18 protein-coding genes are annotated in these 25948 nt (G+C 35.7%); 1 reads left to right on the top strand and 17 read right to left on the bottom strand.

Annotated elements, in window-relative coordinates; genetic code table 11:
- Positions 1-164: 164 nt before the first annotated feature.
- The 12 genes from K350_RS29095 to K350_RS0115750 form a co-directional block, all read right to left on the bottom strand.
- Positions 165-2270, bottom strand: a complete 2106-nt coding sequence (locus K350_RS29095; RefSeq protein WP_081671033.1) for an OmpA family protein — start codon at positions 2268-2270, stop codon at positions 165-167.
- A 45-nt stretch (positions 2271-2315) separates the two neighbouring features.
- A complete protein-coding gene (locus K350_RS0115800; protein WP_028980735.1) occupies positions 2316-3680 on the bottom strand; it encodes a hypothetical protein in 1365 nt (454 codons plus the stop codon).
- Positions 3681-3761: 81 nt separating this feature from the next.
- The gene (locus K350_RS0115795) at positions 3762-4175 is read right to left on the bottom strand and encodes a hypothetical protein (RefSeq protein ID WP_028980734.1); all 414 of its coding nucleotides are present in this window, start codon (positions 4173-4175) and stop codon (positions 3762-3764) included.
- A gap of 26 nt (positions 4176-4201) precedes the next feature.
- Entirely contained in the window at positions 4202-5095 is an 894-nt protein-coding gene (locus tag K350_RS0115790) for a hypothetical protein (protein ID WP_028980733.1), read from the bottom strand.
- 4 nt (positions 5096-5099) lie between these two features.
- Entirely contained in the window at positions 5100-8120 is a 3021-nt protein-coding gene (locus K350_RS0115785; RefSeq protein ID WP_028980732.1) for an ATP-binding cassette domain-containing protein, read from the bottom strand.
- 21 nt (positions 8121-8141) lie between these two features.
- Positions 8142-8504 carry a DUF1987 domain-containing protein gene (locus K350_RS0115780; RefSeq protein ID WP_028980731.1) on the bottom strand — a complete coding sequence of 121 codons (363 nt, stop codon included), beginning with the start codon at positions 8502-8504 and terminating at the stop codon, positions 8142-8144.
- Positions 8505-8525: 21 nt separating this feature from the next.
- Positions 8526-9068 (bottom strand): SiaB family protein kinase, encoded by a 543-nt coding sequence (locus tag K350_RS0115775; protein ID WP_028980730.1) that lies wholly within the window; start codon positions 9066-9068, stop codon positions 8526-8528.
- Positions 9069-9558: 490 nt separating this feature from the next.
- Complete coding sequence (locus K350_RS0115770; RefSeq protein ID WP_028980729.1) at positions 9559-10389, bottom strand: CheR family methyltransferase; 831 nt, start codon at positions 10387-10389, stop codon at positions 9559-9561.
- Positions 10390-10392: 3 nt separating this feature from the next.
- Positions 10393-10578 carry a hypothetical protein gene (locus tag K350_RS0115765; RefSeq protein WP_028980728.1) on the bottom strand — a complete coding sequence of 62 codons (186 nt, stop codon included), beginning with the start codon at positions 10576-10578 and terminating at the stop codon, positions 10393-10395.
- A 524-nt stretch (positions 10579-11102) separates the two neighbouring features.
- Positions 11103-11921 carry a DUF4249 domain-containing protein gene (locus K350_RS0115760; RefSeq protein WP_037575968.1) on the bottom strand — a complete coding sequence of 273 codons (819 nt, stop codon included), beginning with the start codon at positions 11919-11921 and terminating at the stop codon, positions 11103-11105.
- Positions 11922-11928: 7 nt separating this feature from the next.
- Entirely contained in the window at positions 11929-14286 is a 2358-nt protein-coding gene (locus K350_RS0115755; protein WP_051313194.1) for a TonB-dependent receptor, read from the bottom strand.
- A 104-nt stretch (positions 14287-14390) separates the two neighbouring features.
- Positions 14391-14879 carry a GbsR/MarR family transcriptional regulator gene (locus K350_RS0115750; protein WP_028980725.1) on the bottom strand — a complete coding sequence of 163 codons (489 nt, stop codon included), beginning with the start codon at positions 14877-14879 and terminating at the stop codon, positions 14391-14393.
- Between the two features lie 199 nt (positions 14880-15078).
- Here K350_RS0115750 and K350_RS31365 point away from each other — a divergent pair, with 199 nt between their 5' ends.
- Positions 15079-16764, top strand: a complete 1686-nt coding sequence (locus K350_RS31365; RefSeq protein WP_051313193.1) for a PAS domain-containing protein — start codon at positions 15079-15081, stop codon at positions 16762-16764.
- Positions 16765-16813: 49 nt separating this feature from the next.
- On the opposite strand, the gene K350_RS0115740 is transcribed toward K350_RS31365, so the two are convergent.
- From K350_RS0115740 to K350_RS0115710, 5 genes are all read right to left on the bottom strand, one after another.
- Positions 16814-17608 (bottom strand): T9SS type A sorting domain-containing protein, encoded by a 795-nt coding sequence (locus K350_RS0115740; RefSeq protein ID WP_028980724.1) that lies wholly within the window; start codon positions 17606-17608, stop codon positions 16814-16816.
- Positions 17609-17720: 112 nt separating this feature from the next.
- Entirely contained in the window at positions 17721-20531 is a 2811-nt protein-coding gene (locus K350_RS0115735; protein ID WP_162144184.1) for a LamG-like jellyroll fold domain-containing protein, read from the bottom strand.
- 129 nt (positions 20532-20660) lie between these two features.
- Positions 20661-23459 (bottom strand): LamG-like jellyroll fold domain-containing protein, encoded by a 2799-nt coding sequence (locus tag K350_RS0115725; protein WP_081671031.1) that lies wholly within the window; start codon positions 23457-23459, stop codon positions 20661-20663.
- 468 nt (positions 23460-23927) lie between these two features.
- Complete coding sequence (locus tag K350_RS0115715; protein ID WP_028980720.1) at positions 23928-24548, bottom strand: response regulator; 621 nt, start codon at positions 24546-24548, stop codon at positions 23928-23930.
- Between the two features lie 34 nt (positions 24549-24582).
- Positions 24583-25836, bottom strand: coding sequence for a sensor histidine kinase (locus K350_RS0115710; protein ID WP_028980719.1), 1254 nt, complete (start codon positions 25834-25836; stop codon positions 24583-24585).
- Between the last annotated feature and the right edge of the window lie 112 nt (positions 25837-25948).

Below are 25948 nucleotides of genomic sequence, written 5' to 3'. Positions count from 1 at the left end.
AGGGCATAAACAAAGCTTTTAACTATTCTAGAGATTATCAGCAAACTTAAACCGAGAGTCAACAGCGAAGCAACAGATTCAATATTTTTTATCAAATCGTCCTTTGCATCCCAATAAGTTTTTGATTATTAAATTGGCTAAGATAATCCTTAGGAAAAAATCAACTAAAGTAAAAATACGGCAACATCTTTCAAATAATTGAAAGATGTTGCTGTGCTTGAATTTTCAAGGATAACAAACTCAGTTCTTCTGTTAAGTTCTCTTCCTTCATCTTCATCATCGTTACTTGCAAGCGGCTTGCTTTCACCAAATCCTTTTGCTGATACCCTGTCTCTGGATATTCCTTTTGACACAAGCCAATTAACAACCTCTTCAGATCTCTTCTGAGATAATGAATTGTTATACTGATGAGAGCCTTTGCTATCGGTATGTCCATCTATTCTAACTTTCACACCAGCATTAGCTGCAAGGAATTTATATAAGTTATTCAGTTCTGAATTAGATTCACTTTTTAAAGTAGCCTTATCAAAATCAAAGTATATGTTCCTCAAAATTCTGGAAACACCTTCCTTGATCTTTTCCATATAAAAATTCTTAGTGATAACAGAATCATTTAAGGCTACATTGGCAGTAGAAAATACATAACCTGTATAATCAACAGAAATAGCCAAATTTGAAGATGGTTTTACTTTATATTCTTTAGAAAACTTTCCGGCTACACATTTAGCCTCTATCAATCCGGTATTAGGGTCAGAAAAATTTAACTTAATTGAGGCATTTAAAGGCTCTTTAGAAACTGCATCATATACATTTATGATGATCTTGAATCCTTTAACTACTTCCTTTTTAGCGACAGGAGCAGATTTAAACAACTCATTTTTCGGAGAAAGGGACTGTGTTTTCTTTTCAGACTTTTTCTCTTCAGGTTTCTTCTCTTCAGTCTTTTGAGCTAGCTCTTCTTTTGGCTTTTCTTCAAAAAAAACTTTATAGATATCCATGTTCCCGAAACCTTCTTTTTTTACAGAAGCTATATAACCAATTTTACCTCCATCAGCCACAACTATAGAAAAATCATCATCGGCGGAGTTGATAGGATGTCCAAGGTTCTGTGGTTTACTCCATGTAGAAGAGGTTGAATCAAATTCAGATTTGAAAAGATCATACCCTCCCATGCCCTCATGCCCTTTAGAGCTAAAGTAAAGCGTCTTTCCTGTAATATATGGAGACTCATCATCATATTCAGAATTAATGGCCGCTATATTCTGAGGCTCACTCCAATTGGCATTTTTATTCTTTCTTGTAGAAATAAATAAATCTAAACCTCCTTTTCCACCTTTTCTGTTACTGCTAAAAACAACGGTATTTCCGTCTTCAGAAATTGTAATTGCGTTCTCAATAAATTCAGAATTTACAGGTTTTCCAAAAGGCTTTGGCGATGACCATTCATTGTTTGCATCAATAAAGCAATAGAAGATATCTCCTTTGTTTTTATCGTTATCTACATAAACGAAAAGCTGCTTACCATCATGACTAAGACCAATACTTGATTCATGAAGTTTAGAGTTAATTTTTGTTCCAACGTTTTCAGCTTCATTCCATTTACCATTGCTTCCATGAGAGAAGTAAACGTCTTCAAAGAACTCGTTGTCTTTATCTTTGTTACCACCGATACTACCCTTTCTTCTGGAAGTAAAGAACATGATCTTTTGATCTGCAGAAATAACCGGAGCATAATCAGGGAATTCAGAATTTATTTCTTTTCCAAGGTTCTCAACTTTGACATGAACAGGATTTTTAATCATAACAAGGGCAGTGTTACATTCATCTATCCTTCTATTGGCTTTCTTTAGCTCCTCCATGACCTTGTCATTGTTATAATCCTTGCTATAAACACCAGACTCAAGCTTTTCAATATATTGTTTATAAAATCCTATAGCCTGTTCAAATGAATAATTATAATGATAAGAAAGTCCGATAAGATAGAGAATATTGGCAGCATATTTGTGATCTAGATCATATGCCTTAAGCAAGTAAGGTAAAGACTTTTCTTTACTGATAGTTTCAATATAACACTTACCAGTCATGTAATTAGCCTTTACATGTTGGGAATCAAGCTCCAGAACTTGTTTATAAATCTCCTGGGCATCTTTAATGTCACCGAAGTTATAAACCTCGTCGGCAACCTGAATCAATTGCTCTGTTTGTGAGAATGCTGAGCCGGAAACGCACAACAACACCAATAAGAGATATATTTTATATAAGCGTTTCATACTTACGACAATTCAATAATTAACTTATAGCCATTCTAAGCGATATTAATAAGGTACACATAAAGTTCTTTCCGAAAATTTAACATCAGAAATCGATATATCTACATCATATAAATTCATTCTTACCTCTGTTTGAGTTCCCCCATACAATACTTTAGAAGTAAACTTTTCTGAAGTAGGAACTACAACATTTGCATTACACTGATATTTCGACCATTTTCTGGTAGTTTTTATTAGCATAACATCCTTTGCTTTCGCATTAAAGCTGCTTGTTTGGCCTGCAAGAATAATTCCCTCATTGGTTGTTTTACAGAGAGCCACTCCATGATCTTCTTGCGGACCACCATAGGTCTTCATCCACTTCATTTTTCCATTGTAATCAAGAATACACATAAATGCATCTTCCTGATTCAATCCAAAACTGCTTGTATAGCCTCCTATCGCAAAAGACAGTTCGTCTAATGTGATAAGATCCAGAAGATATTCTGCATTTTGTCCTCCCATTGTCTTCGACCAGAGAAGACCACCATTAGCATCCACGCGCACAAGACCAATTTCCATATCTACATCCTTCCCTGTAACACAAGTTCCGCCCAAGATAAAAGTACCATCAGGGGCCTGCTTGGCTACCCTTCCATAATCAGATGAATCCGTTCCGAATGCTCTGGTCCATTCTATATCTCCGCTTTCCTTAAGCTTTAGGAAATAGAAATCCCAGTCACCCTTTCCAAAACTGTTTGTCTCACCTCCGATAATATAACCATGGTCTATTGTTTCAGAGATACTATATCCATAATCAGTTCTCTCACCCCCTATAATCTTACTCCATAAAATGTTACCGTCCTTATCGGTTTTGGTAACAAGTATATCCGAATGTTTAATTTTACTTGTGTTGTTGATTGTCTCCCCAAGTATTACAAAGCCACCATCTCTGACTACAGTAAGTGTAGTGGCATACACACTTCGATCAAGCCCTATTGTTTTAGACCAAAGAACAGCTCCCTTTGGATCCACTTTGATAAGCAGTATCTGGTTATTATCCTTGTTAAAGCTTTCAGTATAACCTACCATGACGAAATTGTCATCATTTGTTTTTTCAACGAAACCGCCAAATTCATTGTCTTTCCCTCCATATGTTTTGGTCCACATCAACTTTCCGACGCTGTCAATTCTTGACAAATAGAAGTCTCTCTTTCCTGCGCCCACTCCCTGTGTATTACCAGAAAACAAATATCCTTTATCTTTATCTTTTACTTCAAGAATTTTAATACACTCATCTTCTCCATCTCCCCCTATAGAATGCTGAAATTCTTCGTGAGATTTCACAAGCATAGGGTAAACAGTCTGAGCATAAGCAGGTGCCAGAACCAGCAGATAGGATAATACGAGGCTGACAATTAATTTGTTCATTCTGATCCCGTTTGAAGAAATAATAATAAGGCAGATCTTTCAATCTGCCTGACTAATTCTGATTTTTAATCCCCTTTAAAGTTATTTTTTGAATGCTAATACACTTACACAGCAAGGTTGAGCACCTTGAAAAGAATAGCGCAGATAATACATACCTGTAGCTTTGCTGGTATACACAATCGCAGAATAATATTTGTTGTTCTTCTTGTCATAATTCGTTGCTATCTCCTTTCTGTTTGAGTCAAAAAGTGTTACAGTTACATTCTGGCTAGCACCATCTTTTCCGCAAAGCACAAGCATATAACTCGTTTCCTTACTGCTGAATACATAGGAATGTTCTGTTTCCTCGCCCACACTTTCCATCTTGTAGGTTTTAAGAAAGGTATATCCCTCGCCTAGCTTGGCAATACACTCATCCGAACTACATTGAGAAAATGCTTTGATAGAAGTAAAAGCAAAAAATATTAATACCAGGAAGATTGATTTCTTGTTCATAAAACTAATATTTAATACTTTAATAATTATACGGTAATTCTATTTCTAAGATCTGCAACAATAGATCTAATTTGATTTAATTGATCATCAGATATTGTGACTTTACTTGTCGTCTGATCTTCAACCACTAATACTCCATCAACTTCCTTCATTACAGATTCCTGATATGTATAGCTGATTTCTACTTTTTTATAAACTTCGTTCAGCTTCTCAAGATCTGCCAGCAAATCTTTCACTTCTGGCCTTGCCTTATAGTTTGAAAGGAGCAAAACAATTTTTTCAAGAACGATTTTCTGCTCTCCGATCTTTTCTTTCAGATCTTCGTTCTGATTTGCTTCATGCACTTTCAAGGCAATGTGTAGTGCTTCAATCCATCCGCCACTAAGCATAAGAACACTTTGTTCTGATCTCTTTTTTTCCTTAAGAAAACGGTTAATATCTTCGAATGTAGAAGTCGTAATCAGGAGCAGTGAATCATAATTGTTATTGTTCTCTGCAAGTCTCTTGAACGCCTTCAGATCAAAGAACTGACCAATTCCCAGATCATCCGATATTCCTTTTACGCAGGAAATATAACTTAGGGCATCAGAACTTTTACTATATATATTTATATAACCAAGATCCGTGCTAAAAACACCGAGATTGATAGATTTTTTAAAAGTGCTGTTATAATTTGATGCATTAGTCACTTTATTAAGTATTCCCCGATCATAGTCTCCCCCTGATTCTTTGATCATTGTAGAAATTTCAAGTGGAGAAGGTACGGATTGCATGATTCCCTGGATGGTCTTTTCAGATACCTGAACATCAGGTACAACTACTGCAGAGTCTATGGAATTTGTAAGCCTCTCATCTGTGGAAGAGTGAGTGCTGCATGCAGATAAAAGTATAGCTAGTAAAATATAACTTCTGTCTTTCATACAATTAATTTTTCTTTTGTAACATAGTTGAGGATTTATCAATAATAATTCTAAGGATATCAAAGTATAAGAATGCAAAGAACATTCCGGTTATGGTCCACAATACAATCAGGTTAAACCAGAAGGTATCCAACTTAATGCTTCCAAGATATTTAGACGGAGCATAGAAGTGAGCCCTGTATCCAAAATTGCCGTCAGGTTTTGATGCAAAAAACACCAGGTCAACTTTGGGCAATATTTCCTGTTTTGAAATTTTATATCTTTCTACAGAATTCTGATTTCTTACAAGATCGGATAAACTCTCATTGTAATGACTGTTTTTGAGTTCAGAAGAATTGGACAATCCTTTCTTCTCCATCGCTTCAACAGCATGATTAACTGTTTTATTGTAAAAAGAATCAAGTGTTGGGATCATTTCCAAAACTGCTTCAAGAGAAGCTTCTGTTGAACCTGCTTTTTCCAAAGTGCTTATTTGAGCAAGAGATGGAAATCCGGACAATCGTTCATTCTTTTTAATTTCATTAAGAACTATGTTCCACTTAATTTTTCTTTCCTCTTCTGAAATTCCTTTTTCCTGAAGCTTCTTCACTAACTCCTCAACTAAAGGAAGACCATGAGCAAGTTGAAAATCAGATACTGCTTTTATCTGCTCCTCTTTGAAAAACAGACTTTGATACCCATTATCTTTAAATTGACTTACTGCAAGCGCCTCATATCCCCATCTTGAAATCATTAGATCTGCAACAAACGGAACCTTATTTTTATCATTTGTCAGAAAATCGTTCAGCTTGTCAAAACTAAATAAGGCCCCGCTGAGGATCATCTGAGGAATAAGGATCAATGGTATAAGTATGTATACGATAACTGCCGAATTAAAGGCTGAAGAAATAATCAGACCTAAAACATTTGCTGCACAGGATGAAGAGAACAATATCAGCCAGTAAGACATGCCCATTCCCTTGATATCCAGCACAAGTGTACCTATTACGACAAATAGAAGCGTTTGGATTGCTGAAAATGAAAAAAGTATGACAATCTTTGATAACAGATATCCTAATCTACTGAGATTTAAAAGTTTTTCCCGCTTGAGTATCTTCCTGTCACGGATAATTTCTTCTGCACTAAGGCTAAGTCCCATGAAAAGCGCAACAATTACACTCATCAGAATAAACGCAGGAATATTTTCATTGAATCTGAAAAGATATTCGTTTGTTGTATTCTTATATCTTATTACAACACTAAGTATCAAAGCCAGTAGTGGGGCCTCAATAAGGTTGATAAGAAGATACTGCTTATTGGATAATTTTCCCTTTAAATCTCTCAGGAAAAATATCATTGATTGTTTGGTAATAGTAGGAAGATCCAGCCCTTTGGGCAAACTGAAAGTGCTGTCCTTTTGCTTTAGGATATCAAAATTTTTCTTAAAGCTGGTATACCATTCGCTGGTAGAGATTTTTCTTTTCCCTGTGAAATTACCATATTCATCAACAACCTGTTCTTCTACAATATTAAATATCTGTTCAGGGTTTACATTACCACATGAGAAGCATTGACCCTTTTCAGCGTCGGCATGATTTGCAATTTTTTTGAAATAGATAACACCTTCAACAGGGTTACCATAAAATATCGGAAATCCACCTGTATCCAGAATATACATTTTATCAAACATCTTATAGATGTCCGATGAAGGCTGGTGAATTACAACAAAGATCAGTTTTCCCTTTAGAGAAAGCTCTTTCAGAAGGTCAATAACGTTTTCAGAGTCTCTTGAAGAAAGTCCTGAAGTTGGTTCATCCACAAATAGAACCAATGGCTCCCTAATCAGTTCGAGGGCTATGTTCAGTCTTTTTCTCTGACCCCCGCTTATGGTCTTTTCCAGAGGGCTTCCGACTTTAAGATCTTTTACATAAGCCAGCCCGAGGCTTCCCAGAAGGCCTTCGACGTTCTCTCTGATTTCAGCATCAGGAAGCTTGTCAAAGCAAAGCTTTGCACAATAGAATAAATTTTCAAATACTGTGAGGTCTTCAAAGAGAAGATCATCCTGAGAGATATATCCGATTATTCCGGTAGACTTTTCTTTCTCTTTATGTATATCAATTCCATTCAGCATAACCTGACCTTTAGACGGAATTTCAATACCAGACAAAACATTCAACAAAGTGGTTTTGCCCGCACCACTGGCTCCCATGATACCAATAAGAGTGCCTTCTCTTTCGGCGATATTGATATCACGCAAGCCTATGCGGCCAGACTGAAATGTATACTCAAGATCCGTTACGTTAAATGTTACAGGCTTTTTATTTTCTTCCTTTATAAAATACCTGATGATATCACTGTAAAAGAACGTAGCACCTATAGAAGACTTAAGTATACTTCCATAAGGGAATAGCTTAATCTCTTCCGAGTTTACAGGAAGACCATTTAAAGTAAAACCATCCCCTTCTGTTTTTAAGAAGATAAGATCTACTGACTCCAGAAAGAGGAACCTTACAGGAGCAAGGATATGATGATTAAATATAATGTTAGGAGCAGGCTCCAATGCTTCTCCTTCGCTTTTGATAAAAAGGAAAGCACTATCCGTCTTCAGCTCTTCAGATCTTGAAAATACGAACCACTCTATGAGATCATGTTCGTTCTTTTCAATATTAAAGCTTTCTGAGACTGTTTCAATAATTTGTTTTCTCTGAGGTGTATAATTTCCATCTGAACGAACGAGCTCCAGAAGTTCGATAAGCACAATGATTTTCTGCTTCTGAACGAGCGTTTTATTAATCTTTCTGCAGATAGAAAGTGTTCTTACGGAATCTTTTACAGAAGTAAGTTTTTCAGGCTTGTCTTTTTTATCCTGATTATCTATACCGGCAAATTCATCATATAGTGCTACATATTCCTTAAGCCTTACCTGGTCAAGTTTTGAACGGAAGGAATCTATAACATAGTTTCTTTCTTTTTCACTTACACCTGTGTCCTGCTTGGTAATGATAGCATATAACTGTGCCAGTGCCTTAAGTATTTCCTCACTCATAACTTACTTCCGTAGCCTTTATTAAAAGTTTTTTAATTCAAATGGTACTTCTACCAATTCAGAGAATTCTTGTCCGGCTTCTTGCATATCTTCGTCATCCTCATAAGAGTACCAAAGAATTTTAGCATTAGAAATCTTTTCCAGTCTTGTTAAAAGATCAAGAAGAAGCTTAGAAGAAGCTGTATTGAAATACTCAAGCTTAATAGTAAATTCCGTTTTAGGATTTGGATCAGCAGCATATCCTTCAAGCCACTTGAGAATAGGAGCATAAAAACCGGCAGCATCTTCAGGAAGTGATCTGCCCGAAACTTCAAATACACCTATAGTTTTATCAAGACAAACTGCTGGAGTATCTTCTGTACCTTCAATTTTTATTGGATTCATATGAATTGTATATTATTATTTTTAAAGATCTTTACTTCTTGAAATACATGTTTTGAAAGAGAAAAAGGAATAAACGTCGTTGATCGGTTCAAAATCAAATTCAAGTTTCTCTCCTGACTTTCTTGCTATATCTACAAAACCCAGGCCAGCTCCTCCTTTATCTGAAATTTCACTTTTAGAAATCATATCCTTATATAGTACTTTAAGGCCATCCTTGTCCAGAGAATTTATTTTCTCCAACTTACTCTTCAGGTATGGAACGTCTGAATTTATAATATAGTTACCAGATGTAATGATATAATAATCAGCTTCTTTTCCAATCATGAAAATGGCTTCCTTTTCCTTCTCCTGAACGCTGTCTGCATGCTTGCAGATGTTCTGAAGACACTCTACCATAACGTTAAAAACTTTCCTTTTAATGTTACTCTCTTCACCGGTATAGTCCATATTTCTTTCTGCCATCACTAGCACAGACTTGGTTATCTCCTGTGTAAATTCTCCTTCATATACCAGAATCAAACTCTTGTCTGACATTATCCGGTGAATTTCATAGATGTATTTCATAAAAATTATTATTGATTAATTGTTACAATATTATAGGCATTTCCAAGCTCTGGAAGCACGAGTTTCATTTTTCACAAATTCCCCAATACACTACTTTTACTCGAAAAACATATGCCTACGGGAAACATGTATACTTTATCTTGTTGATAAGGGTTTCAATAAATGACCAGTAAATTTGTCTGATTTTCAAACCTTCAGAATCAACCACCACCCTGATAATTGAACAAAGCAGGTGAGATAATCCAACACTCCCGCTATTGAAAATGAAGAATCATATAACGATCTATAATTGACGATATGAATACTTAATCTCTGAATCTGATATCCGGATTGACCAACAGAGTTGAGTCCAAAACAGATAAGCAGCTTTTCCTGGTTGAAAGGGCTGGGATATCTGGGTTCCTTAGCTTGATTTAATTTTGCAGTTTAGAAGGAGCTAAACAGAGAAATTATTAATTTCTGGTATTATTAAATAACACTTATACAATTACTAATCTTTGATTTTCTTATATATCTTTTCTTCATTATTCACTGAGATAAACTTGGGAGCTACCTCCAACGCCGAAGAAATTGTTTCCTTTGTCCCTACTACTAGATAACTATGAATAAATAAACTTTGGTGAAGGAGATTCAATACCTTGGACTGCAAAGACTGATTAAAGTAGATCATAACATTTCTGCAAAATATTATATCATACTTAGATGTACATTCAGCTTTCACAAGATCAATATTTCTAAATGAGACCCTAGATAAAAGGGACTTGTCGAATTTGCAATATTCTCCATCCACTTTAAAATATTTCATCAAATCCTGATAATCGTCATGTACACGAGCGTAGTTCTTGCAATTCAGCTCCATGTTTCTCATTGCTATTGTTCCATCCTTCGCTCTTGCCAAGATCATATTGTCTATATCTGAAGCCACGATTTCGCATTTATCCAGCAAATTCATTTCTTTTAAAAGAATCAACATGGAATACACCTCTTCACCGGAAGAGCAGGCGGCATGCCAAATACGAATTTTAGGAAGTGACTCGAGCGAGAAGGTTAATACTTTCTTGATAGCTTTCCAGAAAGAAGGATCGCGGAACATCTCTGTAACATTTACAGTGATTTCGTGCAAAAACTCCTCTTTGCTAAAATTATTATTTTCAATTTTGAAAATAAGATTGTCTATAGTCTTGTAATTGCGAACTTCTATAAGTCTTTCCAGTCGCCTCTTGAAAGAGGATACCGCATAATTACTGAAGTCAAGGTCAAACTTCTCCCGAACAACAGAAACAACCCTGTTAATTTCCGAAACACCAATCTCCTGTACCATACACTACGCGCAGATTACTATTTGGAATTTTGAAAAAGCTGTTGAAAGTACAATTATATCATTCAATTCCTGAACCGGTTGTAAAGTGATCGGGAACGAATGAAATCCATCCGAAACAGCATTTTTAATTTCATAACTTTTCCTGTTATCTGTTAATTCTATTGGTGGTATTTGTAAATTTCCGGTCATATTGGCCTTCTGTAAATTTGAATGCTTCTGCTCAGGTCCTGTGATAATTCTTCCTTCAAATTATTATCGGGTGCTACCGATAATGATTCTTGCTACTTTTATTAAATAAGATTCTATAAGAAGAATTAGCTACTTGAAATTCTGTAGTTGAAGTATTTGATTGCATGAACGTTATTTCCAATAAAACGTTTCGCTTTATCAATTAATGCATTAAAGCTATAGGTAAAACCAAATTTTCAAGCCATTAAATGACTGTCAACAAGGGATAAGTAATTTTGATTATCAAATTTTTTCTTGAAAGAAAACGGAAAGATGATATTGTATGTATAAAGCAGGTCAAAAAATCAATTGGTATAGGAGCTGCTTTCAAGAAATAAATTCCTCTCTGACCTAAGCATAAAATCGCTACGTAAAGATTTAAAAAATAGTTGCCAAAAAATAATTCGTTTTAATTACCCTATTATACAATAAATGGAAACCAAGAGCATACCTGATTTCCCTTTATTGGAAAGCATAACTAATAATTACTTCACTATAATTGTCCTGGAAGTAAAAGAATGAGCACTGAAACAACCCAAAGCAGGTCTGGAGAGGTTTGAGGGAGGATTGGCAGGAGATGCAGACTGTCCTCCATCTGTAACTGCTTCTACGCCTCTTAAATACTTATAAGTATTTTCATCGATAGATAATAAAAGTATGGTAACAACATCGCCGGATTTGAATGTCTGAAAATTTCCATCTTCACCATCTTCGAATACTGGCTGTGTAATTTTTTGTCCATCTCTAAAATTATCATCTTCCAGGTGCATACCTTTGAGTGTATCTCCATTAAATACCTCCAAGATTCTGTAATAATTCTTCACCCCTTGCGGATCTTTAAAGGTTACTTTAACAAACTTTGCAGTATCCGGGCCACCGAAGAGAAAATAGTCTATACTAATGCTGTCAATGGCTACTGGTGAAGGCATAACAGATTGCCCTGTATATGTGTTTCCCTGATCACCAACGCTTAGTGTATATGTATTGCCAGCAACTCCAACTATGGAATTAGTTTCATAAACGCCTGGTCGGACTTCCTTTAACGTATCTCTGCTACCAATATTGTCTGAGATGATAACAGAAGCCCCGCTAACAGCAGGAAAAACATTTGGCTGATCAAAGTTGACCTTTCTGCTAATCTTTACCCTATAAGGGCCTGGCTGGTCTGTAACTGCACCTTCTATCACAATGCCTGCTTCTGAATTTTTGAGCTTCAGATCTATGACTTTTTCGCATGAAGAAATAAGAAAAGACAAGGCTGAAACAAAAGCAATATATGCAAATCGGCTAAATTTCATTTCCATATATTTATCAGAATTTAAAATTATAAGTGAACGATGGTACCATTTTAAAAAGTGTTACTTTGACAGCTTCTGTTTTAGAGGCATCTGTTTTATTCTCCCTGAAATAAATCATATAAGGGTTGGCTCTTCCATAAAGATTATAGATGGAAAATGTCCAGCTGGATTCAAACTTATCTGTTTTCTTTCTGATCCATGTGGCACCAATATCCAGTCGGTGATAATCTGGCATCCTGTCTTGATTTCTGTCTCCATAATAAAAGACAACTCTGTTATCTGCATAGTATTTACCGCTTGGAAACGTAATAGCATTTCCTGTATAATATACCCACGAACCTGATAAAGTCCACTTAGGGGATAATTCGTAAATTCCTACAATTGAAATATCATGACGTCTGTCTTGTTTGGCAGGATAATATGCCCCATCATTTATAAGATCAAACTTTCTTTCCGTTTTTGAAATAGTATATCCAATCCATCCATTAAATTTTCCATATTTCTTTTTCAGGAAAAACTCAATACCATAAGCTCTTCCTTTACCTATCAATATTTGGTTTTCGACATTATTATTCAGGCTAAGCTCAGCATTGTTTTTAAAGTCCACCTGATTTTTCATGTCTTTATAATAAGCCTCTGCAGAGAACTGAAACTTATTGTCATTAAAATTCCTGAAATAACCCACAGATACCTGATCACCTATCTCAGGCTTTACATATTTACTTGTAGGAATCCATTGGTCTGTAGGACTTCCCGATGTACTATTACTCAGTAAATGAACATTCTGTGTGGTTCTGCAATAAGAAGCCTTAATCGAAGTTTTTTCATTAAAAACATAACTCGCAGCAAATCTCGGCTCAAGATTCAAATATGTTTTCACAATTTTACCATTACCATAAATTGTTGTATCCAGTGTATTTCCATTTTTATCAATATCGAGGAACTCACCTGGACCGAGTACAGAGAAAGAAGTTAAACGAAGTCCGTAAACAAAATTCAGTTTCTCTGAATATTTAAATTCATGAGATACATAGGCTGCATTTTCCCATCCGACTTTATTGCTTAGCTTCTCTTCGTTTTCAGTGTTATCTGACTTAGTTGTAACTATACCCGGTACAACTTTAAGGTAAGAGGTAATTACTCCGAAATTAAATTTACTTCTAGGACTCTGTACATATTGAAAATCCTGCTTTAGCTGATCATTGTTGATTTTGGAAATAATAAATATTGAAGTGCCGCTAAAGTCAAGTTTTATTCTGTACCTATAATCAGAGTGAATTAGTGATGTGCTAGAGTACCATTTATCATTAAATGTATGCATCCACTTTACTGTAGCCGCTGCATTACCCCAGTCGAAGTTGAATAATTTCTTATATCCTAAAACATCTCTACCGAAATATCCGCTTATGAAAATTCTGTCTTTCTCACCAAGACGGAATGTTAGCTTGCCATTCAGGTCATAGAAGTAAAGCCTTGAGTTTTTAATACCTTCATCAGGAGAAAGCTTCAGGAATAAGTCTGCATAAGATCTTCTACCTGCAAGCATGATCGATGCCTTGTCTTTAACAATCGGAGCTTCTATATTTAATCTGGAAGATATAAGACCTATACCTCCGTTTGCACTTAGTTTCTTGTAATTTCCTTCATTGGATTTTATATCCAATACTGAAGACAAACGTCCACCAAATTGGGCAGGTATTCCTCCTTTATAAATAGTGAGATCGTTGATAGCATCAGAATTAAATACTGAGAAAAATCCAAGCAAATGGGATGCATTGTAGATCGGTGCATCATCTAACAATACAAGGTTTTGATCTACCCCGCCTCCACGTACATAAAATCCGGCAGTACCTTCTCCGGATTTAACACCTGGAATAAGCTGAATGGATTTAATGATATCCTTCTCTCCTAATAAAACAGGTATTTTATTAATCTCTTTTACTTCAAGCTTTTCAACACCTATTTCTGCTTTTGTGATGTTATCATTTTTCTTTTCAGTGGTGACAATAACTTCCTTAAGCTCATCAACATCTTCAGACATTGATATATTTAATGTCAGATCTTTTTTGAGGTCGACCTTTATCTCCTTTGGTTTGTACCCAAAAAAATTAATCATCAGGGTGTAGCTGCCTTCCGGAAGAGATAAGGAGTAGTATCCCTTTTCATTTGCTACTGTCCCTGTTGAGGATTCCTTAACGGAGACTGTAGCACCTATCAAAACATCTCCTGTCTCATTATCTTTAACTATCCCGCTGATAGTGTGATTAGTCTGTGAATAGCTTTTAAATGAAACTAAAAAAACTAACGCTAATAATAAAAGTCTGCTTTTGTATGTTGACAGACTAAGATTGTAAACTCTACTCAAAATCATGTAACTATTATTTCCTCTATTGGTATGATAGTCTCCGGAGAAACAAAAACATTAGTTAAGTTTAGTTCTGGAAATTCTGAACTAAGTTAACTAAAATAAAGAACTTATTTGCCTTCTTTATTTTTTTTATACTTCTGCTCCCATTTTTTAAAAATTGCCGGAACTTCATCATTGAAGAAATCGAAAAAATCAACGATTTCGTATAAAGCTTGATTAAAATCTTTTGTAGTTTTTGACCTTTGTTTCATAACTTCCTTGAACAGAGTACTCATCTCAGAAATTCCTTCCATCTGCTTTTTCATATCCTCTTTCCAGTTATAGATTTTCAAACGAAAATACCTTTTTCTAACTCCGGAATAAGTGACGTACTCAATTCTGTTAAGTGAAATCAAAAGATTCAGGGAAGCACTTGTCGAACTTTTGCTGATTTTTAAACTGTTCTGAATTTCTTCAAAGGTAAGTTCTGTTTTGTCTGAAACCAGCAATAACCCAAGGATTCTTGCTGGTGCAGGCTGCATTCCTGATTTTTCATGTGCCACTCCTAATTTCTCAATTAGTTCACGCTGCTTTGCTGTTAGAATAGATTCATTCATATAGATAGTTTGTGATCAAGCAATTACAAATATATAAATTGTCAATACTTAAACCGATGAGCTTTGTGGTTTAATTTACAAAACTTTGGAGCAATGGTACTTCTGTATAAACCAAGGGAAGACTATCTTGGCAACTTGTCTCTATTTAAATATGTTATATAAATGTTATGGGTTAAAAGACGTCTAGAATTGAAGGGATATGCAATCTTTAAGCAAATGGTTCAGAAACTTTTTAAATATCGGGAGAGAACAGCAGAATTCCACAATCGTTCTTGAAACCGTGCTTGAGAATATGCCAGCAATGGTATTTATAAAAGATGCTAAAGAATTGCGATTTAGAGCACTGAACAGAGCTGGAGAAATTCTTCTTGGCTATCACAAGAACCAACTGTTAGGAAAAAATGATTATGATTTCTTTTCTAAAAAACAGGCCGATTTTTTTACATCTCAGGACAGATCTGTCCTTGACAATGGAATTCCTCTAAACATCCCTGAAGAACCTATCAGCACCAAGGATGGTTTAAAATGGTTACATACTCAGAAAATACCCATCTCCTTCGTCAATGGTAAACCCCAATATTTACTGGGCATTTCTGTTGATATAACAGATCTGAAAATTGCCAATGATAAAATAAAAAAGTTCAATGAAGAACTAGAATCCAATGTAAAGGAAAGAACATCGGAACTGGAACACGCAAATAAAGAACTGAAAAAACAAATAAAAGAACGTTCGAAAGCAGAAGAGAGTGCTAAGCTAAGCGAAGAAAGGTACCGCTTTCTTGCAAACTCTATTCCCCAAATTGTCTGGACGGCCAATTCTAAAGGTGCAATTGATTATATCAATAAACATGGATTTGACTATGCAGGAATGGACTTTGAGCATAGTAAGGGGTGGGGTTGGCTCAAAATCTTACATCCGCAGGACTATATTAGAACATTAAACAGATGGAGACACTCCCTCCTTACAGGAGAACCTTATGAATTAGAATACAGGCTGCGGAGAGGAGATGGCGAATATAGGTGGCATCTTTCAAGGGCATTACCTATGAAAGATTCAAAAGGCAAGATTGTAAAATGGTTCGGCACTGCAACAGAGATACATGATCAAAAACTGACACTTGAATATCTTGCAAAAGTTAAGGAAGATATTGAAAAAATGAATGAACAACTTAGCCTGAATAATGTCGAACTTAATAAAATAAATCAGGACCTGGATAATTTCGTATACACCGCCTCACATGATTTAAAAGCTCCTGTAGCCAATATCGATGGACTTCTGGATATGCTAGATGTGTCTCTCCATGAAAAACTTATTAGGGATGAAGAGATAGAAAACATCTTTCATCTTATAAAAGGATCAATTGAACGCTTTCAAAGAACTATCAAAGAACTCACAGATATAGGAAAAATTCAGAAGAATATCCATGAAGATATAGAGGTCATAGACATAGCCTCAGTGCTAGAAGAATTAAAACTTGATGTTCAGAATCAGATAAAAGAGTCTGGTGCTATAATAAATTCAGACTTATCTGAAATATCAAAACTGAAGTTTTCAAAAGTAAACTTCCGAAGCGTATTTTACAATGTACTAATCAACGCCATTAAATACAGATCACCTGAAAGAACACCATTGATAGAAATAAGAACAGAAAGAAAAGCAGGATACACTGTTTTGGAAATTAAAGATAATGGTTTAGGTATAAAGGAAGGTCAACAGGAAAAAATATTCTCAATGTTTAAAAGGCTTCAAAGTCATATTGAGGGCTCTGGGATTGGTCTATATATCGTCAAACGTATAATTGAAAATGCAAATGGAAAAATTGAAGTTGACAGTGTAGAAGGTGAAGGATCAATTTTTCGGATTTACTTTCCTAAAACTCTTTAGCCCTATAAGAGACGAATTATATTATTCATCTCTTATATCAGGCATCACATTATTTTTTTAAAACTTTTATGGTTCCAAAGGATTCTCCCTTCTTTAATGAAACCATATAGAGTCCTTCAGACAAGACCGAAGTATCAATAACCGTTGACTTTGTTGCTTTAAGAACAAGCATTCCTGAAGAATTAAATATTTGTACTTCATCCACTACAGATTTCAATTCTAACCTATCTGATATCATATTGCTTCCTACAACTTCAGTCATTAAAGGATTACTTATTGATGTCAATCCGTAAGAAAGTTCTACATCATCAATAATTACAAAATCTGTAGAAGTCAACCCTCCTCTAGCCAAAGCAAAAACGAGAAGAAGATGTTCAGGTGCTTTATCCTCGGAATATAAGATAGGAACTTCAGCTTTAACAAAAGTTCCGCTGGGAGGAGCTGTTATTAAGCCTTCTCCAACAGCTATTTCTTCCTCAGAAAAGATCGGCCCTGCAGACATGGCAATGGCACATCTTATTTCGGTCGAAGACTTATACCAGAAGGTAACCTTTAAAGGTTTTGCAAGAAAATCCTCTTCGATCAGCATCAGAGGCTGGACATCATCAGGGTCAGATTCAACGGCCTTTAATTTTATAGCAAGACCAGTATGACCATCCTGTACCTTCTCATAATAATATTCGCAACCTTCTTCACAATCCGAAGGAGCAAGCCAGGACAAGGGTTCCTCCACTTCAGCCCCAGTATTCTGCCACTCTTCAAAGCTGGGGTTTGGAAGTTGTTTTTGTGCAGATAGAGTAAGTGATAAGAATAAAGATGAAATAAAAAGTAATTGTTTTTTCATGAAGTAAATAAGTTTATGATAAGATCAATACCTTTAGATTAAAAGGTTATTTATCAAAATAACTAGTTTAGGAAGGGAAGCTGGAATTACCAGCTTCCCACAAAATATACTCTTATTGAATTATTACTTTCTGAATTTTACCATCAATATTTATGACGTAAACACCCGATGGGAGTTGATCAACAAAAAGATGGTCTGAATTTGCACCTTCAGCTATAACTGACCCGGTAAGATCAGTTAGAACGAAAGTCTCCGCAGTTAATCCGAAATACAATACATCTGAAGCAACCGGGTTTGGATAAACTTTTGTATCTGAAAGATTGTCAAATACATTGTTTTCGACATCGGAATCCATCCCAATAGACCCAGAAGCCGTCCTTAGATCAGGAAAACTTGGATATGATGAAGAAGCTGTAGATGTAATTGTTGTTGTAATGTTTCCCGTCAGAGTTCCCGAACCTTCTGAAACTACATAATAAGTTCCAGGATTCAAAACATACTCCACGCCTGCATTTGCAGGAATAGAACACCATGGGAAGTAGGTCACTGTGTTAGCCAAAACAGCTTTATCCGAATATAACAGCCGGAGATTGACATCTGAAATGGCTGAGCTGCACTGATGGATTACAACATTTGATTTCTGATTTAATGTAAATGAATAATAAACATCATCACTTGCATCTCCTATATCATTATCATACCCATTAGATGTCGTATTCAAAGTATTGTTGTAAGTGGTACAAGGATTCAAAACTCCGATACTTACCGGGTTTTCAAAAGATGATCCATACTTTTTAGGAATACCGACACAACTGCTTACCCAAACAGGATCGCTGGATTCACCAGCAGAAGATCCACCTAAAGTACCATAGTTAAAATCTGTTCCAGCAACACTGTGGAATAAAGTTTGACCAGTTCCTTCATTAAGCCTGAAATAAAACTCCAAACCAGTAGTATATCCATAATAAGTCCTTTCTGCATATTGTGATTTATTCATATTCGCTGAAATTTCGGATGCAGTTCGTGGTATACCCCAGAATCTTATCTCGCCGATTTCACCTTTAAAATAAGTAGCGTTAGGATTTCCTGCATCATGACCTATCCGTACATCACCACCTCCAACAATACTATAGGATGTTGTAGTCTGATTTGTCAAAACTCCGTCTATATAAAATCTCAAAGCAGATCCTTGTCTTACTACTGCAATATGATGGCAATTATTATCCTTGAGATTCGGGCCATTAGCAGTATAGTTAATGCCCTGAAGATTCAAATTCAATTTTCCGTCAGTAGAATTTAAGTATAATTTGAATCCATTGTTTCCTGTTGTTCTGGTAGATATTATAGCAGGATATTGCATACTACTTGAACTACTTGCTTTTATTCTTGCTTCTACCGTGAAATCGTAAGTACCCCAATTCCATAAATGATTAGTAGTAATTTTAGCATAGTCATCAACGCCATCAAATTTCAATGCATTAGTTGAAATACCATCAGCAGAAAGGTTCAATGGATTGGCAGGGTACTCGTATGCACCCATGTCCATTGGTCCATAAGCCGTTCTTGAAATATAAGGTCTATCAACTGTAATGGTAGATATTCTTTCAGCACTATTGATTGCAGGACTCGTTGATTTCATACGGAAATTTGATGAGCCCAATATACCTGGTGCTTCAAACTGAGGATCAGCAATAATACATGACTTACAAGTAATTCCGGAAATTGAGTTGGCATTGGAGAAAAGGTTATTGCTAAATACCGCATTTGTAAGTCCTCCGGCATTCAGTTCCTTGAATATACCTGAAACAACATTATTTTTGACAATCACATTAGTGATAACGTTTAAATCAAGGTCAGCATTCGCTGCATAATGGTTTGCTTGATTGTTATAGAATGAATTGTTATAAATATCCAAATTATCAGAAGTATATACTTTTACTCCAGCCCCTCCATTGTTAAATGCAACGTTATTGGATACCTCAGTTTTGCCAGCATACGAAGGATACACGTAGGGACCTCTGCCATCTTGCAAGTCCTGATTGTGATTAAAATTGTCAATAATGATTCCATTGCCATCCCATCTTTGACCAAACTCCTGATTAGCTACACGCAAATCATTACCATATACTTTATTTCTTGTAACTCTAATTCTTGCTTCATTTGCATTCACCGGTGTATTCGCAGCAAATAAAGTTGCCTGATAGAAGTTGATTCCCGAAGTACCATAATATGTATACCAGCAGTTATTATATACTTCACAGGCCTCAACTGTAACATAATCTGCTCTCATAACAGATATTCCGGATGAAGGAAAATCCGATACTATGCAATCAACGACTGTAATGTGGTGTGGGATATTATATTGGTCAAGCCCGTCTATCTCGCCATCCCACGCAAAAGGACCGGTGATCAGAATTCCCACTCCGTTAAACTTTGCAGGTGCAGTTGCTTTTGTTTGTGCCTCTAGAGCCGGATCAGTAGGATTCACGCTACCATTATTCCCCTGTAGCGTAAGTCCTTTAATAGTAATATAAGACGGATTTACTGTTTTATTACTTTCACTCGTATAAATTTTGATTAGACTCCATGAACCCGTAGCAGCTGATTTTAAAACAGGTGAATGCCCAGGATAATTAATAATAACAATAGGATCTGCAGCTGTACCAGCCTTGTTAATTTTCATTAATGGCGAAGTATCAGAAGCGCCCGTATAAGTACCTCCCATAATAAATAAGGTATCGCCCGCAACTACGTTATTCACTCCTTGCTGCAGACTGCTATAAGGATTATTAGGATGCTTGCCTAATGGCTTACTTGAATCCCTTGTGTTATTTAAAGGTGTACCTGCATAGTACATGGTTGCCTGGCTGCTTGTAAATGCTGCCATACACAGCATTAATAGCGGTAAAAATCTCTTTTTCATTTTAATGTTTATTAGTTGGGTAAAAAATTTATCCCATAGCATTGAAAAATCTATAGAATATGAATTGGAGTTCATAAGCATTGATAAAACAGGAGCTATATGAAACAGTACAGCTCCTGTAATAATTACTTATTGAACTATAACTTTTTGGATTTTGCCATCCATGTTTATAAAATATACTCCTTTAGGAAGAGTATCTACATTTATATGATCAACATTCTCACCGCTGGAAACTTCAGTGCCAGTAATATCTGTCATTGAATATTTTTCAACATTACGACCAAAATTTAAATCTCCTGACGAAATAGGATTTGGAAATGCAAGCACTTCTATAGGTAAAGCAGTCTCTGTTGAAATGTTTTCTTTTGAATCAGCAGACTCATTAAATGCAGCCTTTCTTGTAAAATCTGCCGGCAAGTTAGACGCCGCAGCTTCTATCGTTGTTGTAATACTGCCTGTTGTCGAGCCATATCCTTCTGTAGCAACATAATATGTTCCTGCATTCAGCACATAATTCAATTCTGCTTTATTACCTCCGCAAGGAGCACCATCGTCATCAGTGGTAATAATTTCCTTTTGAGTGTTTATCAGGAATAAGTAAGAATCTGATATTCCTGAACCACAATTGGTGATCTTTACTTGCGATTTCTGAGCTATGGTAAATGTATAAAAAATATCGTCATTGTTATATCCGAAATCATTATCATATCCGCTTCCTGATACATTGCTACGTGTGTCTTTATAAACAGAACCTGAGCTCAGGGTACCTATTCTAATAGGGTTTTCAAATGATGAACCATATTTTTTCGGAATAGAAGTGCAGCTTGATACCCATTGAGGATCTGTAGATTCAATCGCTGATGTTGCACCCAAAACACAATGCCCGCTTCCTCTTACAAGAGCGCTGAAAGCAGTTTGCCCATTTCCCTCATTAAGCCTCCAATATTCGCTCAGATCTCCTGATGGCTGAAATGTTCCAGCATCATAAAGGGATTTATTAGCATTCGAAGCTATCTCAGAATCTAAACAAGCTCTATACCACAAACGAACCTCACTTATTTCTCCATTAAAATAACCAGAAGCCAGAAGTGGTGCATCATGGCCGATTCTTGTCAATCCCCCACCTATAATACTTGCACTTATGCTTCTTGTAGCTGTTAAAGCTCCATCAACAAAAAACTTCAAAGTGGAACCATTTCTCACAACTGCAACGTGATGGCAATTATTATCCAATAAGTTCTGATTGCCACCAACAAAATTGATTCCCTGGATATTTAGATACAATTTTCCATTATCAAGTTTATTAATATATAGTATAGCACCGTTGCTTCCTGTTGTTCTGTTTGACACTATCGTAGGTAAATTCCCTGTTGTCGGACTTGCTTTAATTCTAGCCTCTATAGTAAAATTAGCTGTACCAAGACCATTAAATCCAGTATTGTACAAAGAGGTCACATAGTCATCAACACCGTCAAATTTAAGAGCAGTTGCCAGACTTCCATCCGCTGTAAGATTTCTCAGATTGACAGGATATTCATAAGCTCCAATATCCATAGGCCCATATGCAGTTCTTGAATTGTAAGGTCTGTCTACAGTTATAGATGCAATTCTTTCAGCATTATCTATTGCCGGACTTGTTGGTTGAACTCTGAAGTTTGAAGTCCCCAGAATTCCCGGATCCACGTATTGAGGATCTGCAATAATGCAAGAGCTACAAGTAATTCCTGATATAGAACTAGCTTTAGTAAATATGTTATTGCTAAAAACCGCATTCGACAGGTTATAATGTACTAACTCCATATTAGCCCCTGAAAATACGTTGTTTTTAACATTTAAATTAACAATAGCATTTACATAAAGATCTGCATTGTCCGCATACGGATTTACCTGATTATTGTAAAATGAATTATTATAAATATCTACATTATCAGATGTATATACCTTTACTCCTGCTCCACCATTGTTATATATGGCATTATTGGAGACTTCAGTTTTTCCTGCATAGCTAGGATAGCTATAAGGTCCTCTGCCATCAGAAAGGTCCTGGTTGTGATTAAAATTGTCAATAATTATTCCATTGCCATCCCATCTTTGACCAAACTCCTGATTAGCCACTCTCAGATCATTTCCATAAACTTTATTTCTCGTAACTCTGATCCTCGCTTCATTGGCGTTAACAGGAGCATTCTCAATGTAAAGGGTAGCCTGATAGAAGTTTATCCCTGATGTACCATAATATGTGTACCAGCAATTATTATACACCGCACAAGCTTCTACTGTAATGTAGTCGGCTCTCATAACGGAAATTCCTGCTGAAGGGAAATCTGATACATTGCAATCAACAACAGTAATGTGATGTGGGATATTGTATTTATCGAGTCCATCAATCTCCTGATCCCATGCAAAAGGGCCTGTAATTAAAATTCCAACACCATTAAACTTAGCAGGTGCAGTAGTCTTGGTTTGAGTTTCAAGCGCTGGATCTGTAGGACTGACACTACCATTGTTCCCTTGAAGTGTAAGTCCTTTGATTGTAATATAAGCAGGATTTACAGCTTTATTACTTTCACTTGTATAAATCTTAATCAAACTCCATGATCCTGTACTAGCGGATTTTAAAATCGGTGTATGTCCCGGATAATTAATAATAACAATAGGATCAGCTGCGGTGCCGGCTTTATTAATTTTCATTAAGGGAGAAGTATCAGAAGCTCCTGTATAAGTTCCTCCCATGATGAACAAGGTGTCACCAGCATTTGTTGCATTAACCCCAGCCTGAAGTCCATAAGGATTACTTGGATGTTTGCCTAATGGCTTACTTGAATCTCTTGTGTTATTCAAAGGGGTACCTGCATAATACATCGTCGCCTGGCTGCTTGTAAATGCTGCCATACAAAGCATTAATAGTGGTAAAAATCTTTTTTTCATTTTAGTGTTTTAAAAAATTAAGTTTAAAATTTTAGCTTGGGATTTCAGACATTATAGATAAAAAGCAAGGATCTATAAATGTCATTTTGCAAATCAAATCTCAAAAAAAGAAATGTCAGAGTCAGTGACAATCGCATATAAAAAAAGCTGCATAGTGCCGCAATGGTAGAAGGCATAAACGTTTACTTTTCAAGTAAAGCGGCCCCAGGAAAAATATTTGCCTTAATCTACCAAGTAAACGCATTGCTTGTATTGCAGATCACTGATCAAAAATTCGGAACTAAACAAAAAGAAAATCTCTCAAAAAAAATATTAAATATGCATGTAAAAAAAACCACATAACGCACTATCATAGAACTGCTATAACTTTTATATTAATCTGATTTAGATCAAAGGTAGGTACAGAAAAGTCCGATTGTACTACCCGAGAATGGTAGTCAGGTATAAATAAAAAATGAATTCGGAAGATTAAACCCAGTTATTTTTTCTTGCTTCTGCAATCGCATCCTCCTTATTCGAAACTTGCAGCTTTATGTAGATATTTTTGATGTGGAACTTCACTGTATCTAGACTTATGTTAAGTTCCGCAGCAATTGTTTTATAACTTTTACCAATGGACAGAAACTGGAGAATCTCAGATTCTCTTTCTGTAAGCAACTCCGGCTTTAGCTTTCTTTTAAATGAATGAACTACCATTCTTGCTATATTTGCACTCATAGGAGCTCCTCCCATCAGCAACTCTTCCAGTGCATCCAGAATTTGTCTCGTTCCGCTGTTTTTTGTAATGTATCCGCTTGCCCCGGCTTCAAGAGAAGCAAAAACTTTTTCACTGTTTTCAAAAACAGTGACAACGAGTATTTCAACAGAAGGTATAAGCTGTTTGATTTTCCTTGTGCCTTCAATTCCACTCATTCCGGGTAAATCAACATCCATCAGCACAATATCAGGGTTCAAAGCCTTGATTTCAACTAAGGCATCTTCACATGAGTTAAATACACTTATCACTTTAAACTTATCAGTGAAATTTATGAGGAATTCAAAGCCCTTTACAAAATTTACATTATCTTCTATTATTACTACTGATTTCATTCTTGAAAATTATAATATGATTTAAAATTGCAAACTACCCTATATGGGTAGTCTCACTTGAAATAATATCCAGGAATAAAGAATATCTTGTTCCTGATGGTGACGATTCCATCGAAAAATTTTTACAGAATGAAATAGATCTTTCTTCAATATTCCTCAATCCGTTTCTGCGCTTAATATAATTTTGGTCAAATCCTGTTCCATTATCACTGAAGATAATTCTAAGTGTATCGGAGGCCACATCTATCTTTAAAGTAAATTCCTGACACTTTGAATGCTTTGCAGCATTAGTCATTATTTCTTTACATACAAGAATCAACTGCCTTCCACATAATGGCGGCAATCTATATGGAATAGATGTATCAGCATTGTACTCGGACTTAAAGTTGATCTCCAGATTATTAAAAAAGCGTTCACCAAATTCTCTCACATAAATAAAAAGCTCAAGAAGATAATCGCTTCTGTGATCTACAGACCAGATAAAATCTTTTGTTCCGTCATATACCTCCAATACTGTCTGATGAATTATTTCAAGTATTTTAAACTCTTCAACCGAAGTCCTAGACAGCTCTTGCCTAAGTTTAAGATCAAGACTTTGTGTAAGAATTGAAATACTTGCAAGTTTATTACCCATTTCATCATGAAAATCCTGAGCCATATTCGTCCTCATTTTCTCTACTTCTGTTTCCTTTTGACTAAGCTTGGATTGCAGATCACCCACTTTCATTTCACTTTCACGCTTCCAGATCAGGTCCAGATTTTCTTTAGTGAAAAAGAAATAATGTATCAGGCATAGCATTACCAATACACTCATGAAATTTATATAATCCAATAATGGCGGAACTTGCTTTAACTCTTCCTGAAAGTCTGCTTTACCGGAAAGCTGCAGGTAAAGAAATAAGGTATAAGTTATCGTACTGAAAACAATACAAAGGATCGCGTAAAATTTATTGAGGAAAATACTCATGCCCAAACTCATAAGCGGAAGCCAAAACATATATGAACTGTAAAAACCTCCTTTTAAATAAGCATGGACAAATATGCTCAACAGGCCATAAATTGTCATAGCGACATATGGATGATCAACATTCTTTGAAAAATGATTGTAGACAAGATTTGCGATCCAAAATAAAGCATTGCAGATACAAAGAAGTCTGAAGTTATCATCCACTTCAACAAAAATGATCAATGCAATATTTAATGCCATAAGATTCAATGAACCTGCATACATTAATTTCTTCTTAAGGTGAAGTCCTGCAAAAGTTGTAAGTATGTTATAAGAAGACATAAAAATCCATTTAAAAACTGAACTAAATAACAAAATATTTCTCTTTGGAACAAGGCCTATGGCATTGTTTTTCTGTACTTTAATTACCGTATAAAATATTGCAACTTCCTTT

The sequence above is a fragment of the Sporocytophaga myxococcoides DSM 11118 genome (assembly GCF_000426725.1).
Classification (GTDB): Bacteria; Bacteroidota; Bacteroidia; order Cytophagales; family Cytophagaceae; genus Sporocytophaga; species Sporocytophaga myxococcoides.
This window is presented reverse-complemented; position numbering and strand designations above follow the sequence as displayed.